This window comes from Actinokineospora spheciospongiae (assembly GCF_003182415.1).
Classification (GTDB): domain Bacteria; phylum Actinomycetota; class Actinomycetes; order Mycobacteriales; family Pseudonocardiaceae; genus Actinokineospora; species Actinokineospora spheciospongiae.
This window is the reverse complement of the sequence record NZ_QHCP01000010.1, coordinates 144,845-164,013: the sequence shown is the minus strand read 5'-3', so window position 1 is coordinate 164,013 and position 19,169 is coordinate 144,845. Positions and strand designations below refer to the sequence as shown.

Below are 19,169 nucleotides of genomic sequence, written 5' to 3'. Positions count from 1 at the left end.
CTAGACCAGTTTGGTCGTGCGGGCGGCGGCGACCCCGCCCACCGCACCCCACGCCGCCAACGTCACCCACACCCACCACGACGGCGTGACCCCGTCGACCAGAGCCTGCGTGAACCCCTCCGTCAACGCCCCGGAAGGCAGCAACCGCACCACAGCGGCCATCCCGCCGGGCAACGCGTCCACCCGCAGCACGATCCCGCCGGCCAGCAGCAGCACGAACCAGATCACGTTGGCCAGCGCCAGCACGACCTCCGCCTTGAGCGCGCCCCCCAGCAGCACCCCCAGCGCCCCGAAGGTCAGCGTCCCCAGCACCACCAGCAGCACCGTCCACCCCAGACCCGCCGCCGACGGCGACCAGCCCAGCGCCAGCGCCACCGCGCCCAGCACCACGAGCTGCACCGCCACGACCGCCAGCGCCGCCGCGACCCGCCCGGCCACCAGCAGCCAGCGCGGCAGCGCCGTCGCCGCGAGCCGCTTGAGCACGCCGTAGCGGCGGTCGAAGCCCAGGGCGATGGCCTGCCCGGTGAACGCCGAGGACATGATCGCCAGGGCGAACACCCGCGGGGTCACCGAGTCGACCCGGGGGGCAGGCATGGTGATGACGTCGAGCAGGCTCAGGCCGACCAGCAGCGCCAGCGGGATGAGCAGCGTCAGCAGCACCTGCTCGCCGTTGCGCAGCGTCAGCACCGCCTCGGTGCGCGCGTGGACCAGCAGCATCCGCCCGGTCCGGCCGCGGCCGGGTGCGGGGGTGAAGGTGCCCGCGGGGAAGGTCACGACCGCAGCTCCCGTCCGGTCAGCTCCAGGAACACGTCCTCCAGGCTGCGCCGACCGACGTTCAGCTCCTCGGCCAGCACCCCCTGCTGGGCGCACCACGCGGTCACCGTCGAGACCACCTGCGGGTCGACGGTCCCGGTGACGAGGTAGCCGCCCGCGGTGGGCTCGGTGACCCGGCAGCCCTCCGGCAGCGCGGCCAGCAGCAGCGCGGTGTCCATGCCCGACTTGGCGCGGAACCGCAGCCGCTGGTCGTCGGGGCGTTCGGCGGTCAGCTCGCCGGGGGTGCCGTCGGCCACCACCCGGCCGTGGTCGATGATCACCACCCGGTCGGCCAGCGCCTCGGCCTCCTCCATCAGGTGGGTGGTGAGCAGCACGCTGACGCCGTCCGCGCGCAGCGCCGCGACCAGGTCCCACACCAGGCGCCGGGCCTGCGGGTCCATCCCCGCGGTGGGCTCGTCGAGGAACACCAGCTCCGGGCGGCCGACCAGGGCGCAGGCCAGCGACAGCCGCTGCTGCTGCCCGCCGGAGAGCCGCTTGTACGGGGTCTTCACCGCGCCGGACAGGCCCAGCACGTCGATCAGCCAGGCGGGGTCGAGCGGGTTCGCCGCGCACGCGGCGACCAGGTCCAGCATCTCCGCCGCCCGCACCCCGGGGTAGGCGCCGCCGCCCTGGGGCATCACGCCGATCCGGGGGCGCAGCGACGCCGCGTCGGCGACCGGGTCGAGGCCGAGCACCCGCACGGTGCCCGAGTCCGCCCGCAGGAAGCCCTCGCAGGTCTCCACCGTGGTCGTCTTGCCCGCGCCGTTGGGGCCGAGCAGCCCCAGGACCGCGCCGCGCTCGACCCGCAGCGACAGACCGTCCACGGCTGTGGTGGACCCGTATCTCTTGACCAGGTCGGACACCTCGACGGCGGGGGCGCTCACGACTGTGCAGCCTAGGGCGTGGTTGCCGTCACCCGCCGCCCGGGCAGCCACTCGCCGCGCGGAATCCGCCTGCGGACCACCACCACGGCGATCACCGTCACCACGACGGCGCCGATGATGGCGTAGGGCAGCACGAACACCCGGCCGTCGAAGGTCTGCCCGGTCGGCGCCAGCGCGACCGCCAGCCCGGCGCTGATGATCGTGGCCGCGGTGCGGAACTTGGTGTTGCCCGCCGCCGCGGCCAGCGGCACCGCCGCCCACAGCAGGTACCAGGGCTGCACGGTGGCGCCGAGGACCAGCACCGCGCCCATCCCGACGCCGAGGCCGGTCAGCGGGCGCAGCCGCCAGCGGAACGAGTCCAGCAGCAGCTTCGCCGCCAGCAGCGGCCCGAGGACCCCGCCGACGGCCCGGCTGACGGTGATCGCCGCCTCGATGTGGTTGCCCAGGCCCAGCAGCACGCCCAGCCCGCCCGCGCCGAAGCCGAGCGCGGTCATCGGCGCCATCCAGCTCTTGATCGTCGAGGCGGTGTTCAGGGTGGCCACCCAGCCGTAGCCCAGGCCGCTGCCGAACGAGCAGGCGCTGAGCACCACGGCGAACACCACGAACAGCCCGCCCGCCGTGGCGAACAGGTGCGACCACCGGCCGCCCACCCGCCGGGCGATCATCACCCCGAGGAAACCCAGGGCCAGCGCCGCCGGGATCTTCACCGCCGCGCCGAGGGTGATCACCGCCGCGCCGATCGCGTACCAGAGCAGTTCGCCGCGCTGCCACGGCGGGAACGGCCCGTCCGGGGTCACCCTCGGCATGTTGCGCAGCGCCAGCTCGAACCCGACGAGCATCAGCCCGATCGCCAGCGCCTCGTTGTGCACGCCGACGACCAGGTGGAACAGCACCAGCGGGTTGGCCGCGCCCAGCCACAGCGCGCTGACCGGGCTCACCCCGAACCGGCGGGCCAGCCGGGGCAGCGACCACACGATCATCGCCAGCCCGACGAGCGCGATCAGCCGGTGCGCGGCCACGCCCATCACCACGTGGTCCCCGGTGAGCCAGCTCACCGCCTTGCCCAGGGTCAGGAACAGCGGCCCGTACGGCGACGGGGTCTCCCGCCACATCGTCGGCACGCCCAGGGTCAGCGGGTTGTTCAGCCCGAGCGCCTGCGCCGGGCCGACGGTGTACGGGTCCTGGCCGAGGTTCACGATCTCGCTCTGCGCCAGGTAGCTGTAGACGTCGCGGCTGAAGCTGGGCACGGTGAACACCAGCGGGGTGATCCACATCGCCAGGGTGCGGCCCATCTGCGGCACCGACACCGCCCGCGCCCGCCCCGGCCGCGACAGCCGCCCCAGCGCCAGCCAGGCCAGCACGATCATGAACACGCCGGTGAACGCGAACGCCAGCGCCACCGTCGTCATCCGGCTGAACAGGCCCAGCACCGGCAGCCGGAACACCGGGTTGAACACCGGGGCCGCGCCCGCGCCGAGCGAACCGATGGTCAGCAGCAGCGAGCCCACCGTGCCGAACCGGCGCACCGTGTCCAGTTGCGCGCGCTCCACCCGGTCCAGCGGTGCCGATTCCCCCGGTGCGCGACCGCGCTCCGCCTGCTCCTGCGTGTCCGCTGCCACCACGTGGCGAAGGGTAGCGGGGTGGCCGCGGCGGTGAAGCCGGTCACGCGATCGGGGGGTGCCTTTGCGGGCCTCCGGGAAATAAGACACACTTGTGTTGTGAAAAAGACCGAACCAGCTCCACCAGCACCGGGGGTGACCGTCCCCGGTCCCGTCGGCGCAGGTCAGCAGGTCGACGGTCGCACCAGGCACGGTGTGGCCCGACTGCTGCTGGAGCGCGGGGAGGTCACGGCGGCCGCGATCGCCGAGGCGCTGGGGCTGAGCCCGACCGCCGTCCGCAGGCACCTGGACGCCCTGGTCGCCGACGGGGAGGCGTACACCCGTGACGCACCCCGCCGCGGTCAGCGGGGCCGCGGACGCCCGGCCAAGCTCTTCCTGCTGACCGAGTCCGGGCGCGCCCGGTTCGGCCACGCCTACGACGACCTGGCGATCTCCGCCCTCCGGTTCCTCGCCGAGTCCGGCGGGGAGCAGGCGGTGCGGGCGTTCGCCGAGCGCCGGGTAGCCACCCTGGTCGACCCGCACCGCGAGGCCGTCACCGCGATCGCCGACCCCGCGGCCCGCGCCGAGGCCTTGGCCACGGCACTGACCCGCGAGGGCTACGCCGCCTCGACGCGCAGCGTCGGCATCGGTGAGCAGCTCTGCCAGCACCACTGCCCGGTCGCGCACGTGGCTGCGGAGTTCCCGCAGCTCTGCGAGGTCGAGACGGCGGTGTTCGCGGACCTGCTCGGTACGCACGTGCAGCGGTTGGCGACCATCGCCAACGGCGACGCGGCGTGCACCACGCACGTCCCGCACGTGCCCGACCAGCAGCGCGCGCGGCGCACCACAGCTCGAGAAGTTCCGGATGGAGGGAAGTCCCTATGACTGCCGCTGCCGAGCAGCGAACCACCACAGCGACCCCGATGACCCAGGAGCAGACCCTGGACTCGCTCGGGCGCTACGAGTACGGCTGGGCCGACTCGGACTTCGCTGGCGCGAGCGCCAAGCGCGGCCTCTCGGAAGCCGTCGTGCGGGACATCTCCGCGAAGAAGAGCGAACCGGCGTGGATGCTCGAGTCGCGCCTCAAGGCGCTGCGCCTGTTCGACAAGAAGCCGATGCCGACCTGGGGTTCGGACCTCTCCGGGATCGACTTCGACAACATCAAGTACTTCGTGCGCTCCACCGAGAAGCAGGCCGCGAGCTGGGAGGACCTGCCCCAGGACATCAAGAACACCTACGACAAGCTGGGCATCCCGGAGGCGGAGAAGGCCCGCCTGGTCTCCGGTGTCGCCGCCCAGTACGAGTCCGAGGTGGTCTACCACAAGATCAACGAGGAACTCGAGAAGCAGGGTGTCATCTTCCTCGACACCGACACCGCGCTGCGCGAGCACCCGGAGCTGTTCGAGGAGTACTACGGCTCGGTGATCCCGCACGGGGACAACAAGTTCTCCGCGCTCAACGGCGCCACCTGGTCCGGCGGCTCGTTCATCTACGTCCCCAAGGGCGTGCACGTCGAGATCCCGCTGCAGGCCTACTTCCGGATCAACACCGAGAACATGGGCCAGTTCGAGCGCACGCTGATCATCGTCGACGAGGGCGCCTACGTGCACTACGTCGAGGGCTGCACCGCGCCGATCTACTCCTCGGACTCGCTGCACTCCGCGGTCGTGGAGATCATCGTCAAGAAGGGCGGCCGCTGCCGCTACACGACCATCCAGAACTGGTCGAACAACGTCTACAACCTGGTCACCAAGCGCGCCAAGGCCGAAGAGGGCGCGACCATGGAGTGGATCGACGGCAACATCGGCTCCAAGGTCACCATGAAGTACCCGGCCGTGTTCCTGATGGGCGAGCACGCCAAGGGCGAGGTCCTCTCCATCGCCTTCGCGGGCGAGGGCCAGCACCAGGACGCGGGTGCCAAGATGGTCCACATGGCACCGCACACGTCCTCGACGATCATCTCCAAGTCGGTGGCGCGCGGCGGCGGCCGGACCTCCTACCGCGGCCTGGTCCAGGTCAACAAGCGGGCGCACCACTCGAAGTCCACGGTCAAGTGCGACGCGCTGCTGGTCGACCAGATCAGCCGCTCGGACACCTACCCCTACGTCGACATCCGCGAGGACGACGTGGCGATGGGCCACGAGGCCACCGTGTCCAAGGTCAGCGACGACCAGTTGTTCTACCTGATGTCGCGCGGCCTGACCGAGGACGAGGCCATGGCGATGATCGTGCGCGGGTTCGTCGAGCCCATCGCGCGCGAACTCCCCATGGAGTACGCCCTCGAACTGAACCGTCTCATCGAGCTCCAGATGGAAGGAGCGGTCGGCTGATGTCGGCAGCACAGCCCGCGGTCATCGAGAACACCGCGGCCAAGCCCCACTCCCACGGGGCTGTTGTCCCGGAGTCCTCCCGGGCCGAGTGGTTCACCTCCTACGACGTCAACGCGTTCGAGGTGCCCACCGGCCGGGAGGAGATCTGGCGCTTCACCCCGATGAAGCGGCTCGCCGGGCTGCACACCGGTGCCGCGGCGACCGGCTCCGCGTCGATCGCGGTCGACACCCCGGCCGAGGTGACCCACGAGGTGGTCGGTCGCGACGACGCCCGCCTCGGCGCGGGCGGTGTCCCGGCCGACCGGATCGCCGCGCAGGCCTACAGCTCGTTCACCGAGGCCACCGTGCTGACCGTGACCAAGGAGGCCGTCGCCTCCGCGCCGGTCTCGGTCACGATCACCGGCCCCGGTGCGGGCCAGGTCGCCTACGGGCACCTCCAGGTGCGCGCGGAGCGGTTCGCCGAGGCCACCGTCGTGCTCGACCACCGGGGTTCCGGGGTCTACGCCGACAACGTGGAGTTCGTCCTCGCCGACGGCGCCAAGCTCACCGTGGTGTCCATCCAGGACTGGGCCGACGACGCCGTGCACGTCTCCGCGCACCACGCGACGATCGGCCGCGACGCGGTGCTCAAGCACACCGTCGTGACCCTCGGCGGCGACGTCGTGCGGGTCTCGCCGACCGCGAAGTTCGCCGACAAGGGCGCCGAGGTCGACCTGTCCGGTGTGTACTTCGCCGACGCGGGCCAGCACTTCGAGCACCGCACCTTCGTCGACCACAACCAGGCGAACTGCACGTCGAACGTGACGTACAAGGGCGCGTTGCAGGGCCGTGAGGATCAACCTGCCGCGCACGCAGTATGGATTGGCGACGTGCTCATCCGCGCGGTCGCCGAGGACACCCAGACCTACGAGCTCAACCGCAACCTGCTGCTGACCGACGGGTGCCGCGCCGACTCGGTGCCGAACCTGGAGATCGAGACCGGCGAGATCGTCTCGGCGGGCCACGCCAGCGCGACCGGCCGCTTCGACGACGAGCAGCTCTTCTACCTGCAGGCCCGCGGCATCCCCGAGGGCCAGGCCCGGCGCCTGGTCGTGCGCGGCTTCTTCCACGAGCTGATCCACAAGATCGCCGTCCCCGAGGTGCGCGAGCGCCTGGAAGCGGCGATCGAGGCGGAGCTGGAAGCCGTCGGCGCATGATCCGCGCCGACGTACTCCCCGCCGCGGAGGCGAGATGAGCAGGGCGTGTGCGTTGACCGACCTTGACGACAGCAAGCCGTTCGCCGTCGAGGTCGACGACGTGCCCGTGGTGCTGGTGCGCCGGGGCGAGCAGGTGCACGCGCTGCGCGACTCGTGCAGCCACGCCGAGGTGTCGCTGTCGGAGGGCGAGCTGACCCGCAAGGGCCTGGAGTGCTGGCTGCACGGGTCGTGCTTCGACCTGCGCACCGGCGCACCGTCCTCCCCACCGGCCACCGACCCGGTCGAGGTCTTCCCGGTCACCGTGAACGGTGACGACGTCCTGGTCGACGTGACGACCACCCTGAACTGAACCACCACTGGAGAGATGAAGAGAATGGCCACCCTGGAGATCAAGGACCTGCACGTCTCGGTCGCCACCGAGGACGGTCCCAAGGAGATCCTCAAGGGCGTCGACCTCACCGTGAAGGCGGGCGAGACGCACGCGATCATGGGCCCCAACGGGTCCGGCAAGTCGACGCTGTCCTACGCGGTCGCGGGCCACCCCAAGTACGAGGTGACCTCCGGCACGATCACCCTCGACGGCGAGGACGTGCTCGCCATGTCCGTCGACGAGCGCGCCCGCGCTGGCCTGTTCCTGGCCATGCAGTACCCGGTCGAGGTCCCCGGCGTGTCGATGTCGAACTTCCTGCGCACCGCCGCCACCGCGGTCCGCGGCGAGGCCCCCAAGCTGCGGACCTGGGTCAAGGAGGTCAAGCAGCAGATGGGCGAGCTGGAGATCGACCCGGCCTTCTCCGAGCGCTCGGTCAACGAGGGCTTCTCCGGCGGTGAGAAGAAGCGCCACGAGATCCTGCAGCTCGCGCTGCTCCAGCCGAAGATCGCCATCCTGGACGAGACCGACTCCGGCCTCGACGTCGACGCGCTGCGCGTGGTGTCCGACGGCGTGAACCGGTACAAGGCCTCCGGGGAGACCGGTGTGCTGCTGATCACGCACTACACCCGCATCCTGCGCCACATCACCCCGGACTTCGTGCACGTCTTCGCCGGTGGGCGCATCGTCGAGTCCGGCGGCGCCGAGCTGGCCGACGTCCTGGAGAACGAGGGCTACGTCAAGTACGCCGCGATCCAGGAAGCCACGACGGCCTCCTGACGTTGCACCCGAGCAGCCACCCGAACTGACAGACAAGGAGGTGCCGGTCAGGTGACCACCACAGTCTCCGCACCGCTGGACGTCGACGCCCTCCGCGCCGACTTCCCGATCCTGGGCCGCACCGTCCGCGAGGGCAAGCGCCTGGTGTACCTGGATTCCGGCGCCACCTCGCAGCGCCCGAGGCAGGTCCTCGACGCCGAGCGCGAGTTCCTCGAGCAGCACAACTCGGCGGTCCACCGCGGCGCGCACCAGCTCGCCGAGGAGGCCACCGACGCCTACGAGGCCGCCAGGGCGCGCATCGCCGCGTTCGTCGGCACCGACGCCGACGAGCTGGTGTTCACCAAGAACGCCACCGAGGGCGTCAACCTGGTCGCCTACGCCATGGGCAACGCGGCCACCTCCGGGCCGGAGGCGGCGCGGTTCGCCCTCGGCCCCGGCGACGAGATCGTCACCACCGAGATGGAGCACCACGCGAACCTGGTGCCCTGGCAGCAGCTCGCGCAGCGCACCGGGGCGACCCTGCGCTGGTTCCCGGTGACCGACGAGGGCAGGCTCGACCTGTCCGACCTCGACGGGATCGTCAACGAGCGCACGAAGCTGGTGGCGTTCACCCACCAGTCGAACGTGCTCGGCACGGTCAACCCGCCCGCGCCGATCGTCGCGCGGGCCAAGGCCGTGGGCGCGCTCACGCTGCTCGACGCCTGCCAGTCGGTGCCGCACCAGCCGGTCGACCTGCGGGCGCTGGACGTGGACTTCGCGGTCTTCTCCAGCCACAAGATGCTCGGCCCGTACGGCCTCGGCGTGCTCTACGGGCGCCGCGAGCTGCTGGCCGCGCTGCCGCCGTTCCTGACCGGCGGCTCGATGATCGAGACGGTCCGGATGGAGGCCAGCACCTTCGCCGCGCCGCCGCAGCGGTTCGAGGCGGGCACGCCGATGACCTCGCAGGCGGTGGCCCTCGGCGCGGCCGTGGACTACCTGTCCGCGCTGGGCATGGCGGAGGTCTCCCGGCACGAGCACGACCTGACCCTGGCGACCCTGGCCGGTCTGGCCGAGATCCCGGGCATCCGGGTCCTGGGCCCGGGGCTGGACCCGGCGGGTGCGGTGACCGACCGGGGCGGGGCCGTGGCGTTCGTCGTCGACGGGGTGCACCCGCACGACGTCGGGCAGGTCCTCGACGACCAGGGCGTGGCCGTGCGGGTGGGCCACCACTGCGCGTGGCCGCTGCACCGGCGCCTGGGCGTCCCGGCGTCCGTGCGGGCCAGCTTCTACGTCTACAACGACCTCGCCGACGTCGAGGCGTTCCTCGCCGGGGTGCGCGAGGTCCAGCGGTTCTTCGGGGTGGTCTAGGTGCAGTTGGAGTCGCTGTACCAGGAGATCATCCTGGACCACTACAAGAACCCGCACGGCCGCGGCCTGCGCGACCCGTTCGACGCCGAGTCCTTCCAGGTCAACCCGACCTGCGGGGACGAGGTCACGCTGCGGGTGCGGCTCGACGGCGAGCAGGTCGCCGACGTCTCCTACGACGGGCAGGGCTGCTCGATCAGCCAGGCCTCGACGTCGGTGCTGACCGACCTGGTGGTCGGCAGGCCGGTGGGGGAGGCGTTCAAGAAGCTCGACGCGTTCGTGGAACTGATGCAGGGGCGCGGCAAGGTCGAGCCGGACGAGGACGTGCTGGAGGACGGCATCGCCTTCGCCGGTGTGGCCAAGTACCCGGCGCGCGTGAAGTGCGCGCTGCTGGGCTGGATGGCGTTCAAGGACGCGGTCGTCCGCGCCGAAGGGGAGGGTCGAGCATGACCGAGCAGAGCACGCAGGACACGGACACGGTGCCCGAGGTCTCCGCCGAGGAGGTCGTGCGCGGCGCCGCCGGGATGACCGACCAGGTCGCCGCCCCGCGCGCCGACGTGGCCTCGGTGGAGGACGTCGAGGAGGCCATGCGCGACGTGGTCGACCCCGAGGTCGGCATCAACGTCGTCGACCTGGGCCTGGTGTACGACATCCGGGTCGAGGACGACAACACCGCCACCCTGGACATGACGCTGACCTCGGCCGCGTGCCCGCTCAGCGACGTGATCGAGGAGCAGACCCGGGTCGCGCTGAGCGGGTCCGGGGTCGTCGACGACTTCCGGATCAACTGGATCTGGATGCCGCCGTGGGGCCCGGAGAAGATCACCGACGACGGGCGCGAGCAGTTGCGCGCCCTCGGCTTCACCGTCTGACGGAAAAAGCCCCGGGCAGGCCCCGGGGCTTTTCTCATACCTTCAATATCGATCATAATCTATTCACTATAAAGATATCAAGATCCTCGGATCGGCGGGGAACCCCCGGGGTGGGGGCACAGTCGGAATCCACATGGGGGAGTGGGGGTGAAGCGCTGCGCGGGAAGCAAAGGAAGCGGCCGCCGCACGGATTGCCTCTTTGTGACAAAAGGTGTCCCGCCGGTGGGGTGACCCGTTCGTCGGCGGACGACAGGTTCGGACCAGTCCGGCCGACCCGGTGGCAGCCGTGATCGACTTCTGTTCCCATGGGGTCGTGCCCAGACCCACTCGTGACGAACTCGCCGCCGCCCACGACCGCACCATCCCCGACGTCCTCGCCCCCGACCTGGACGTCCTGTTCTGTGGCATCAACCCCGGCCTGTACTCCGGTTTCACCGGCCACCACTTCGCCCGGCCGGGCAACCGCTTCTGGCCCGCCCTGCACGCCTCCGGCTTCACCCCCCGGCTGCTGCGGCCCGCCGAGCAGGAGGAGCTGACCTCGTTCGGCCTGGGGCTGACCAACCTGGTGGCGCGGGCGACCGCGCGCGCCGACGAACTGTCCGACGAGGAACTGCGCGCGGGCGGGCAGCGGCTGGTCGAGGTGGTCCGGCAGTACCGGCCCGGGATGCTGGCCGTGGTCGGGATCACCGCCTACCGCACGGCCTTCGGCGTGCCCAAGGCGACGATCGGCCGCCAGGGCACCACGATCGGCGACGCGGGGGTCTGGGTGCTGCCGAACCCGAGCGGGCTCAACGCCCACTACCAGTTGGAGGCGCTGGCGGCGGAGTTCAGGCTGCTCCGCGAAGCGCTGCGCTGAACCCGCCCACCGCCATCGCCGCCCGCAACCGCCACGGCACCCCCCGGAACAGCTCGGTCATCGCCCTGGTCGTCCCCGCGACGTCCTCCCGCCCGGTCAGGTACGGCAGGCGCACCTCGGTGGGCAGCGCGAAGAAGGCGTCGAAGAACTCCGGCAGCGCGGCGGCGGGCAGCGACCGCAGCACCCGGGCGCCGTGCGCGCGCAGGGCGTGCACGGCCCGGGCCGCCGGTGTCCACACCACGTCCCGGCCCGTCCCGCCCGCGGCGATCGCGTCGGCCAGCCGGGGCGCCACCGCGAGGGAATCGGCGACGCTGTAGCCGGTGGCCGGGTGGACCATGCCCGCGGCGGCGCCGATGGCGGCGGTCCGGGGCCGGGGGAGGTCCATGGGGAAGCGGACGTTCTCCGCCGCGGTCGCGGCCCCGGGGTCCACCCCGGCGGCGCGCAGCCGGGCGATCAGCCGCTGCCGCAACCGCTCCACGGGCACACCGGGCTTGGCGACGAGGGAGGTCTCCTCCACGAGGGTCCGTCCTCCCGGGAGCGGGACGGCGTAGAGGAAGGTGGCCAGCCCGTCCTGTGTGGACCAGTCGTCCATGAAGATCGCCTGCCCCGGCGGCACCAGATCAGCGACCGCCTCGGCGGGGAACACCAGTCCGTGGGCGGTCTGCTCCGCGCGGTGGCCGCCGGGCCGTCCACCCGAGAGCACCCGCAGCGCGCCGCTGGCGTCCACCGCGACCCGGCACGCCAGGCGCCGCCCGGACGCGAGCACCACCGTGGACCCGCGCGGCCCGTGGTCGGCCGAGGCGACCCGGTCGGCGATCGGGGTCACGGACCCGCGCGCGTAAGCGGCCTGCGTGGCGGCGTTGTCGAGTACGACGTACCCCTGGTCGAGGAGCCGCCCGGCCGCGCGCACGCCGGTGGCGGCCGTCGTCGCGGCCCCGTCGGGCAGCACCGCGGCCTGCTCGGCCCACATCCCGTAGGTCGCGGGCCACAGGGTCAGCGGAGCGGGCGCCACCAGCGCCACCTCCAGCCCGCGCCTGCCGCAGGCGTCGGCCACGGCCCACCCCGCCGGACCCGATCCCACCACCACGACGTCCATGCCCCGATCCGACCACACCCCGGCCGTCGCCGCCGATCCCACCCCGACCGCCGACCGTGACCTGTGGACGGATTCCGACCCGTGTCGGTGCCGCGCCCTAAGCTCTGCGGCATGTCCGAACCAGCCGACACCCCGGCCAGGGAAGCCCGCCGCGACCGCGGCGCGGGCGCGGCCGACCTCGCCACCAGCCCGTACCGCGCCGACCGCGACCGCATCGTCGCCTCGCCGTTCTTCGCCCGGCTGGGCGGGGTGACGCAGGTGGTCAGCGTCAGCGGGTCGGGCCTGCTGCACAACCGGCTCACCCACAGCCTCAAGGTGGCCCAGGTCGCCAGGGCCATCGCCGAGCGGCTGGCCGCCGACGCGGACCTGGTCCCGCTGCTGGACAAGCTGGGCGGCTGCGACCCGGACGTGGTGGAGGCCGCCGCGCTGGCGCACGACCTGGGGCACCCGCCGTTCGGGCACCTCGGCGAGCAGGTCCTCGACCGCATCGCCCGGCACCGGTTCGCCCTCCCCGACGGTTTCGAGGGCAACGCCCAGAGCTTCCGGATCATCACCACCACCGACACCCGGGGCCCCCGCGCCGCGGGCCTCGACCTCACCGCGGCGGTGCGCGCGGCGGTGCTCAAGTACCCGTGGGCCCGCCTGGCCGGGGCTCCGCCGCACCCCAGTGCCCTGGCCGACCCGCCCCGCGGCGCCGCCGAGCCCAAGGACGCCCCGGGCACGGGGTCGAGCAAGTTCTCCGTCTACGTCACCGAACTCGACGACCACGCGGGCGCCCGCCTCCCGTTCGCCGGTCGCATCCCCGACTGGCAGCAGACCGTCGAGGCCTCGGTGATGGACAACGCCGACGACATCGCCTACGCCATCCACGACCTGGAGGACTTCCACCGCATCGGCGTCCTGCAGCACGCCCCGGTCTCCGCCGAACTGGGCCAGTGGGAGGCCGACCGCGCGGGCTTCGCCGCCCTCGACGACGCGGCCCTGCGCTCCGACGAGCGCCGCCCCGGCCGCTCCCTGGAGGTCCTGCGCAGGCGCCTGCACGCCCGCGACAGTTGGATGGTCGACGACGACGCGTTCGGCGAGGCGGTGTCCAGGGTCCGGGCCGAACTGGTCGACTCCCTCCTGGCCGTCCCCTTCGACGGCTCGGTCGACGCCGAACAGGCCTTCGGTCGCTTCTCCTCTGGTTGGACCGCGCGCCTGGTCGCCGGGATGCACGTGCTGCCCGATCCCCCGACCCGTTCCGGCCACGTCCTGCTCGGCCGCACCCAGTGGCACGAGGTCCAGGTCCTCAAGTTCGTGCACCGCCGCTTCGTCCTCCTCCGCCCCGACCTCGCCCTCTACCAGCGCGGCCAGGCCCGCCTCCTGACCAAGCTCGTCGAAGCCCTCGACCAGTGGCTCGACGACCGCTTCGAGGCCGACCGCCTCCCCCGCCGCCTCAACGACCTGGTGGAGCTGGCCCACACCGAGTACAGCGCCCTGGCCGCCGACCACCCGGAAACCCTCATCGGCGCCACCGGCGAGGGTCCTGCGGGCCGCTCCGGCGTCCTGGCCCTGGCCAGGGGCCGGGCGGTCATCGACTTCGTCGCCTCCCTCACCGACACCCAGGCGGCCTCCCTCCTGGAGGCCCTGTCCGGCCGCACCGCCCAACCCTGGTCCGACACCTTCGTCCTCTGATCCACTCGCCAACGCCCTCGATACGGAGACCACACATCCCCGAGGCGCACCATGAGACATGGCCGACACCCCGAACCCCGACCCCGAGCGGCCCGACCCCACCCCACCGCTCCCGGCCCCCACCCCCACCGAGCCCACCCCCACCCTGCCCGGCTCCAGCTCGCCCGCCGGCGCAGGCTCTGCCATGCCCGGCTCCAGCTCGCCCGGTGGTGCAGGCCCTGCCCTGCCCGGCTCTGCCGGGCGTGGCCCGGCCCAGCCGGACTCCGCTCAGCCCGATGCAGCCCGGAGCGGCACACCCAACCCCGGCTCCACCGCCCAGCAGGTGTTCCCCCCGGCCGCGGCACCGCCGATGATCGCGGCGACGGGCTCCACGCCGCCGCGCACCGTCAGCCTCCTGGTCGCCGCCCTGCTCAGCGCGACCCTGCTGCTCGTCGGCGGCATCGCGGGCTTCGCCATCGGCGCCGCGGGTGACGACCACGGCAGGCACGGCGGCCACGCCCGCCACGAGCGCGGCCAGGACAACCGGGACCCCGGCGACCGCGGCCCCGGCCGCTTCGACCGCCCGGGTGATCGCGGCGGCCAGGGCCCGCCCCGACCGCCCCGCCAGGCCAGGGCACCCCGACCGCCCCGCCCTCCACTGCCCCCAGCACCACCACCGGCTGACCCCCGCCCCGCCCGCAACGCTGCCGACTGCACCGCGAACCGCCGGCCCGGCTGCCGGCTACGCCGAACCCCACTGGCGCAGCCGCCGACCACCCCGAAACCGCCAGCCCGGTGACCGCAATGCCCGGGTGGGTGGATGTGTTTGGTCGGGGGTGGCGATCATGTGCAAGCCTGTCCGGGCGGTGGGGCATCCCTTCAGCCCCACCCTGTCACGCTGGGCCGCATGATCGCCGTAGGGGCCCCGACCAAGCACATCCACCCAGCCGGGCACCCCCACAAAAACCGGCGACCAGGAACACGGCTCAGCCGAGCGTGCCCGTGGCCAGCAGCCCGCCGTCCACCCGCACCGTCTCCCCGGTGATCCACGACGCCCGCTCCGACGCCAGGAACGCGATCAGCTCAGCCACGTCCTCCGGCGTGCCCAGGCGCTTCATCGGGTAGGCCGCCGCCGTCTGCTCCTCGCCCTCGGCGTACAGCGCTTCGGCGAACTTGGTCTTCACCACGCCCGGTGCCACGGCGTTGACCCGGATCTTGGGTCCGAGCTGCCAGGCCAGTTCCTCCGTGAGCCGGATCAGCGCCGCCTTGCTGGTGCCGTAGGCGGCGATGACGCCGGTGGAGCGGATGCCCGCGACGGAGGCGACGTTGATGACGCTGCCGCCGTGCTCGGCCATCCAGGCCTTGAACGCGAGCTGCACGTAGCCCAGGGCGGCGACGACGTTGGTGTCGTAGATCTTGCGGACCGCGGCGAGGTCGGCCTCCATCAGGGAGCCGTAGACGGGGTTGATGCCGGTGTTGTTGACCAGCACGTCCAGTGAGCCGAACTCCTCGACGGTGCGCGCGACCACCGCGGCCCGGTCGTCGTCGTTGCCGGTGTTGGCGGCGGCGGCGAGGACGCGGGCGCCGGGGACGGCGGCGCGGATCTCCTCGGCGGCGGCGTCGAGGGCGTCCTGCTTGCGGGCGGAGATGGTGACCGCGGCGCCGCCGCGGGCGAGGTGGGTGGCCACGGCCAGGCCGATGCCGCGGCTGGCGCCGGTGATCAGGGCGGTCTTCCCGGTGAACTCGGCTGAAGTCATGCGGGCACTGTAGCTAAGCGCGCGCTTAGTTTCGAGTCTGCCCACAGGTCGGTTGCGGGCGGCGCGTAGACTGGTCGCGTGGTCTCCACCGACTGACGTGCAGGAGGGCCCGCGAGTTCCGGTTCGCGGGCGGATGACCCCTGCCCATCGCCACGCTATCGACGGAGCCTTTCCTTGATCACCGCCACCGATCTCGAATTGCGCGCGGGTTCGCGCGTCCTGCTCGCCGACGCCACCCTCCGGGTGCAGGCGGGTGACCGCGTCGGCCTGGTGGGCCGCAACGGCGCGGGCAAGACCACCACCCTGCGCGTGCTGGCCGGGGAGGGCGAGCCCTACGGCGGCAAGCTCACCCGGTCCGGTGAGATGGGGTACCTCCCGCAGGACCCGCGCGAGGGCGACCTGGAGGTCACCGCGAAGGACCGGGTGCTCTCCGCGCGCGGTCTGGACGAGTTGCTGCGCGAGATGGAGAAGGCGCAGACCGCCATGGCCGAGCACGCCGACGAGGCGGTGCGCGACCGAGCGGTCGCCCGCTACGGCAGGCTGGAGGAGCGCTTCGCCGGGCTCGGCGGGTACGCCGCGGAGAGCGAGGCGGCGCGGATCTGCTCGAACCTCGGCCTGGCCGACCGCGTCCTGGCCCAGCCGGTGGGCACGCTCTCCGGCGGTCAGCGCCGCCGGGTCGAGCTGGCGCGAATCCTGTTCGCCGCCTCGGAGTCCGGCGCGGGCGGCGGGGCGGGCACGCTCCTGCTGCTCGACGAGCCGACCAACCACCTCGACGCCGACTCGATCAACTGGCTGCGCGGCTTCCTCAAGGGCCACAGCGGCGGCCTCATCGTGATCAGCCACGACGTCGACCTGCTCGCCGACGTGGTGAACAAGGTGTGGTTCCTCGACGCCACCCGCGGCGAGGTCGACATCTACAACATGGGCTGGAAGCGCTACCTCGACGCGCGCGCCGCCGACGAGAAGCGGCGCAGGCGCGAGCGGGCCAACGCCGAGAAGAAGGCGGGCGTCCTGATGGCGCAGGCCGACAAGATGCGGGCCAAGGCCACCAAGGCGGTCGCCGCGCAGAACATGATCAAGCGCGCGGAGAAGCTGGTGTCCGGTCTGGACGAGGTGCGCCAGGCCGACAAGGTGGCCAAGATCCGCTTCCCGGAGCCCGCGGCCTGCGGCAGGACGCCGCTGACCGCCGAGGGGCTGAGCAAGTCCTACGGCTCGCTGGAGATCTTCAGCGGGGTCGACCTTGCCATCGACAAGGGCTCCCGGGTGGTCATCCTCGGCCTCAACGGCGCGGGCAAGACCACGCTGCTGCGGCTGCTGGGGGCGATGGAGACCCCGGATTCCGGTCGGGTGGTCGCCGGGCACGGGCTGCGGTTGGGCTACTACGCGCAGGAGCACGAGACGCTCGACCACTCCGCGAGCGTGTGGAGCAACGTGCGGCGGGCGGCGCCGGACACCCAGGAGCAGCAACTGCGGTCGCTGCTGGGCACGTTCCTGTTCACCGGTGAGCAGTTGGACCAGCCCGCGGGCACGCTGTCCGGCGGTGAGAAGACCCGGTTGGCGCTGGCCGGGCTGGTCTCCAGCGCGGCCAACGTGCTGCTGCTCGACGAGCCGACGAACAACCTGGACCCGGCCAGCCGCGAGCAGGTCCTCGACGCGCTGCGCCGCTACACCGGGGCCGTCGTCCTGGTCACCCACGACCCCGGTGCGGTGGAGGCGTTGGAACCCGAGCGGGTGATCCTTCTCCCAGACGGCACCGAGGACCACTGGTCCGCCGACTACCTCGAACTGGTGCAGTTGGCCTGAAAACTGGCCGTTTTCCAGGGATCTTGTAATCGGGGATCACGCAGCGTCCCCGTTCCTGCATCTGCTGTGACGCCGCCTTTTGTTGACAGTTCGTCATCTCGTCTGGCATTCCTGCGTTTCGTGTTCGATCATTGCGGCGGTAGGGGTCTCACGTGACCCCACCACTTCGCGATGGAAGGCGGACAACGTGGCTGACCTCAAGAAAGGCGCGCGGATCACCGGTGCCACGCGCGACAAACTTGCCACCGACTTGAAGAAGAAGTACGAGAAGGGTGCGAGCATCCGCGCCCTGGCGGAAAGCACGGGGCGTTCGTACGGCTTCGTCCACAGAGTCCTGTCGGAGTCGGGCGTGACCCTGCGCGGCCGCGGCGGGGCCACCCGGACCAAGAAGAAGCCGTAACGCCGTTTCCCGCCCCGGCCCTGGCCGGTTCGATTCAGCGGGGCGGGATCGGTGCTGTCGGAGCGGAGTCCGGTTCCGCCGAACCGGGTCGCGCCCGGTCCTCGGGGTCGCCCGCCGCGGCGAACGCGACCACGGCACCGAGCAGCACCACCGGGTAGACCAGGTAACCCCAACGGGTGGCCGGGGCGAGCAGGATCGCCGCACCCAGACCGGCCGCGGTGCGCAGCATGGCGTCGGCCGCGGTGCGCGGCGGGCGCAGCAGCAGCCAGGCGGTGACGGCGACCGCCGCGGCCACCAGCAGCACCAGGGCGAGCACGTGCCCGACCGGGCCGGTGGCCGCGATCAGGTGACCGGGCAGCGGGCTCGACGCCGGGGAACCGGCCCGGCCCAGGCCCACCGGGAACTTGACCACGTGCTCGACGAACGAGGTCGGGTCGACCAGCAGGACCGGCAGCACGATGGCCGCGGCGCCGCCCGCGAGCCAGCCGAGGAACGCCGCGAGCCCGCGGCCGCCCCGGTGCGCCGCCACGCCCACCGCCAGCACGGCGGCGGCGGGCAGGGCGGTGAGCTTCATCGTGATCAGCACCGCGCACAGCAACCCGGCCCAGCCGGGGTGGGCGCGGTAGGCCAGCGCGCCGCCCAGCACGATGAGCGCGACGACGGCGACGTCGTCGCCCGCGACCGCCAGGGTGAGGGCGGTCAGCGGGCTGACCAGGAGCAGTTGCGCCGCACCGACCGGGACCCCGGGCCTGCCCAGGACCCGCCAGGCGAGGGCGAACGCGGCGAGGGTGACCACCAGGAAGGCGATCCGCGCGTCGGTGAGCGGGTGGTCGCCGAAGAGCGCCCTGGGCATCCCGAACACGGTCATGGAGGGTCCGTACGGCGTGTAGTCGTCCGGGTGCGGGGCCCGGTTGAGCGTGTCCAGGTCCAGGTAGGGCGTCCCGTCGGCGAACAGGGCGCGCGCCGATCGCTCGATCACCCAGACTTCCGGCTGCGCCGGGAAAGCCCACGGCCACTGCCCCCAGACGAACGCCGGGGACCGCTTGACCACCAGCACCCCGATCGGCACCAGCGTCGCGGGCACCCAGGCGACGACCGCGGGCGCCCAGCGCGAGCGCAGCCCCCGCCCCGCCCCGCCGGTGAGCGCGATCCACAGCGTCAGTGCCAGCGCGGCCAGGTAGCCCACCGAGGCGGAGTTGCCCCAGACGCGGTAGCCGTAGAACTCCGAGGCGAACGCCGTGGCGAGGGCGAAGGCCGCGCTGACCCCGTAGAAGGCGAGGTCCGGCCGCAGTGCCCGGCTCAGCGGCATCCGTGTCCCCTCCCGATTCCGTCGGCCAGGCTACCCAGCCCCCACCCCCCTGTGGACAACCGCCCGCACTTGTCGCCCGCGTGTGGGAAGTTGTGGTGGCGCAACGGTGTT

The 19,169-nt window shown here is 72.4% G+C and carries 19 protein-coding genes; 13 read left to right on the top strand and 6 right to left on the bottom strand.

The features are described 5' to 3' along the window. From DFQ13_RS24400 to mptB, 3 genes are read right to left on the bottom strand one after another with little or no spacing between them, the layout of a single operon-like run. Entirely contained in the window at positions 1 to 717 is a 717-nt protein-coding gene (locus DFQ13_RS24400; RefSeq protein ID WP_110081565.1) for an ABC transporter permease, read from the bottom strand. A gap of 53 nt (positions 718 to 770) precedes the next feature. Continuing rightward, on the bottom strand, positions 771 to 1,697 hold the full coding sequence (locus tag DFQ13_RS24395) for an ABC transporter ATP-binding protein (protein ID WP_110081564.1): 927 nt from the start codon (positions 1,695 to 1,697) through the stop codon (positions 771 to 773). Between the two features lie 11 nt (positions 1,698 to 1,708). Further along, positions 1,709 to 3,319 (bottom strand): polyprenol phosphomannose-dependent alpha 1,6 mannosyltransferase MptB, encoded by a 1,611-nt coding sequence (mptB, locus tag DFQ13_RS24390; RefSeq protein ID WP_035277523.1) that lies wholly within the window; start codon positions 3,317 to 3,319, stop codon positions 1,709 to 1,711. A gap of 132 nt (positions 3,320 to 3,451) precedes the next feature. On the opposite strand from mptB, the gene DFQ13_RS24385 reads away from it, so the two are divergent. The 9 genes from DFQ13_RS24385 (at position 3,452) to mug (ending at position 11,040) form a co-directional block, all read left to right on the top strand. After that, the gene (locus DFQ13_RS24385; RefSeq protein ID WP_233427377.1) at positions 3,452 to 4,180 is read left to right on the top strand and encodes a helix-turn-helix transcriptional regulator; all 729 of its coding nucleotides are present in this window, start codon (positions 3,452 to 3,454) and stop codon (positions 4,178 to 4,180) included. After that, positions 4,177 to 5,625, top strand: a complete 1,449-nt coding sequence (gene sufB, locus DFQ13_RS24380; protein WP_035277525.1) for a Fe-S cluster assembly protein SufB — start codon at positions 4,177 to 4,179, stop codon at positions 5,623 to 5,625. Before DFQ13_RS24385 ends, sufB begins: the two co-directional genes overlap by 4 nt. After that, positions 5,625 to 6,821 (top strand): Fe-S cluster assembly protein SufD, encoded by a 1,197-nt coding sequence (sufD, locus tag DFQ13_RS24375; protein WP_110081493.1) that lies wholly within the window; start codon positions 5,625 to 5,627, stop codon positions 6,819 to 6,821. The genes sufB and sufD overlap by 1 nt, the downstream gene beginning before the upstream one ends. A 34-nt stretch (positions 6,822 to 6,855) precedes the next feature. Then, positions 6,856 to 7,170: a non-heme iron oxygenase ferredoxin subunit gene (locus DFQ13_RS24370; RefSeq protein ID WP_035277529.1), complete on the top strand. Its 315-nt coding sequence runs from the start codon at positions 6,856 to 6,858 to the stop codon at positions 7,168 to 7,170. Positions 7,171 to 7,194: 24 nt separating this feature from the next. Next, positions 7,195 to 7,968: a Fe-S cluster assembly ATPase SufC gene (gene sufC, locus DFQ13_RS24365; RefSeq protein ID WP_035277531.1), complete on the top strand. Its 774-nt coding sequence runs from the start codon at positions 7,195 to 7,197 to the stop codon at positions 7,966 to 7,968. A gap of 51 nt (positions 7,969 to 8,019) precedes the next feature. Continuing rightward, positions 8,020 to 9,315 (top strand): cysteine desulfurase, encoded by a 1,296-nt coding sequence (locus DFQ13_RS24360; RefSeq protein WP_035277532.1) that lies wholly within the window; start codon positions 8,020 to 8,022, stop codon positions 9,313 to 9,315. After that, positions 9,316 to 9,762, top strand: coding sequence for a Fe-S cluster assembly sulfur transfer protein SufU (gene sufU, locus DFQ13_RS24355; protein WP_110081492.1), 447 nt, complete (start codon positions 9,316 to 9,318; stop codon positions 9,760 to 9,762). After that, on the top strand, positions 9,759 to 10,184 hold the full coding sequence (locus tag DFQ13_RS24350; protein ID WP_181400134.1) for a metal-sulfur cluster assembly factor: 426 nt from the start codon (positions 9,759 to 9,761) through the stop codon (positions 10,182 to 10,184). Before sufU ends, DFQ13_RS24350 begins: the two co-directional genes overlap by 4 nt. A gap of 313 nt (positions 10,185 to 10,497) precedes the next feature. Further along, a complete protein-coding gene (gene mug / locus DFQ13_RS24345) occupies positions 10,498 to 11,040 on the top strand; it encodes a G/U mismatch-specific DNA glycosylase (protein ID WP_035277535.1) in 543 nt (180 codons plus the stop codon). Here the strand turns inward: mug and DFQ13_RS24340 are convergent. Next, the gene (locus DFQ13_RS24340; protein WP_110081491.1) at positions 11,012 to 12,136 is read right to left on the bottom strand and encodes a lycopene cyclase family protein; all 1,125 of its coding nucleotides are present in this window, start codon (positions 12,134 to 12,136) and stop codon (positions 11,012 to 11,014) included. The genes mug and DFQ13_RS24340 overlap by 29 nt on opposite strands. Before the next feature lie 111 nt (positions 12,137 to 12,247). On the opposite strand from DFQ13_RS24340, the gene DFQ13_RS24335 reads away from it, so the two are divergent. Together DFQ13_RS24335 and DFQ13_RS24330 are read left to right on the top strand one after the other, a co-directional pair. Beyond that, on the top strand, positions 12,248 to 13,810 hold the full coding sequence (locus DFQ13_RS24335) for a deoxyguanosinetriphosphate triphosphohydrolase family protein (protein ID WP_110081490.1): 1,563 nt from the start codon (positions 12,248 to 12,250) through the stop codon (positions 13,808 to 13,810). 349 nt (positions 13,811 to 14,159) lie between these two features. Continuing rightward, positions 14,160 to 14,588, top strand: coding sequence for a hypothetical protein (locus DFQ13_RS24330; RefSeq protein ID WP_146241347.1), 429 nt, complete (start codon positions 14,160 to 14,162; stop codon positions 14,586 to 14,588). A gap of 187 nt (positions 14,589 to 14,775) precedes the next feature. On the opposite strand, the gene DFQ13_RS24325 is transcribed toward DFQ13_RS24330, so the two are convergent. Beyond that, the gene (locus DFQ13_RS24325) at positions 14,776 to 15,546 is read right to left on the bottom strand and encodes an SDR family oxidoreductase (protein ID WP_110081488.1); all 771 of its coding nucleotides are present in this window, start codon (positions 15,544 to 15,546) and stop codon (positions 14,776 to 14,778) included. Between the two features lie 174 nt (positions 15,547 to 15,720). Between DFQ13_RS24325 and DFQ13_RS24320 the strand changes: the two genes are divergently transcribed. Then, a complete protein-coding gene (locus DFQ13_RS24320; protein WP_035284055.1) occupies positions 15,721 to 17,349 on the top strand; it encodes an ABC-F family ATP-binding cassette domain-containing protein in 1,629 nt (542 codons plus the stop codon). A 187-nt stretch (positions 17,350 to 17,536) separates the two neighbouring features. Continuing rightward, positions 17,537 to 17,749 (top strand): helix-turn-helix domain-containing protein, encoded by a 213-nt coding sequence (locus tag DFQ13_RS24315; RefSeq protein WP_035284057.1) that lies wholly within the window; start codon positions 17,537 to 17,539, stop codon positions 17,747 to 17,749. Between the two features lie 34 nt (positions 17,750 to 17,783). Here DFQ13_RS24315 and DFQ13_RS24310 read toward each other — a convergent pair whose 3' ends face one another. Further along, positions 17,784 to 19,058, bottom strand: coding sequence for a glycosyltransferase family 87 protein (locus DFQ13_RS24310; RefSeq protein ID WP_052021307.1), 1,275 nt, complete (start codon positions 19,056 to 19,058; stop codon positions 17,784 to 17,786). Positions 19,059 to 19,169: the final 111 nt, after the last annotated feature.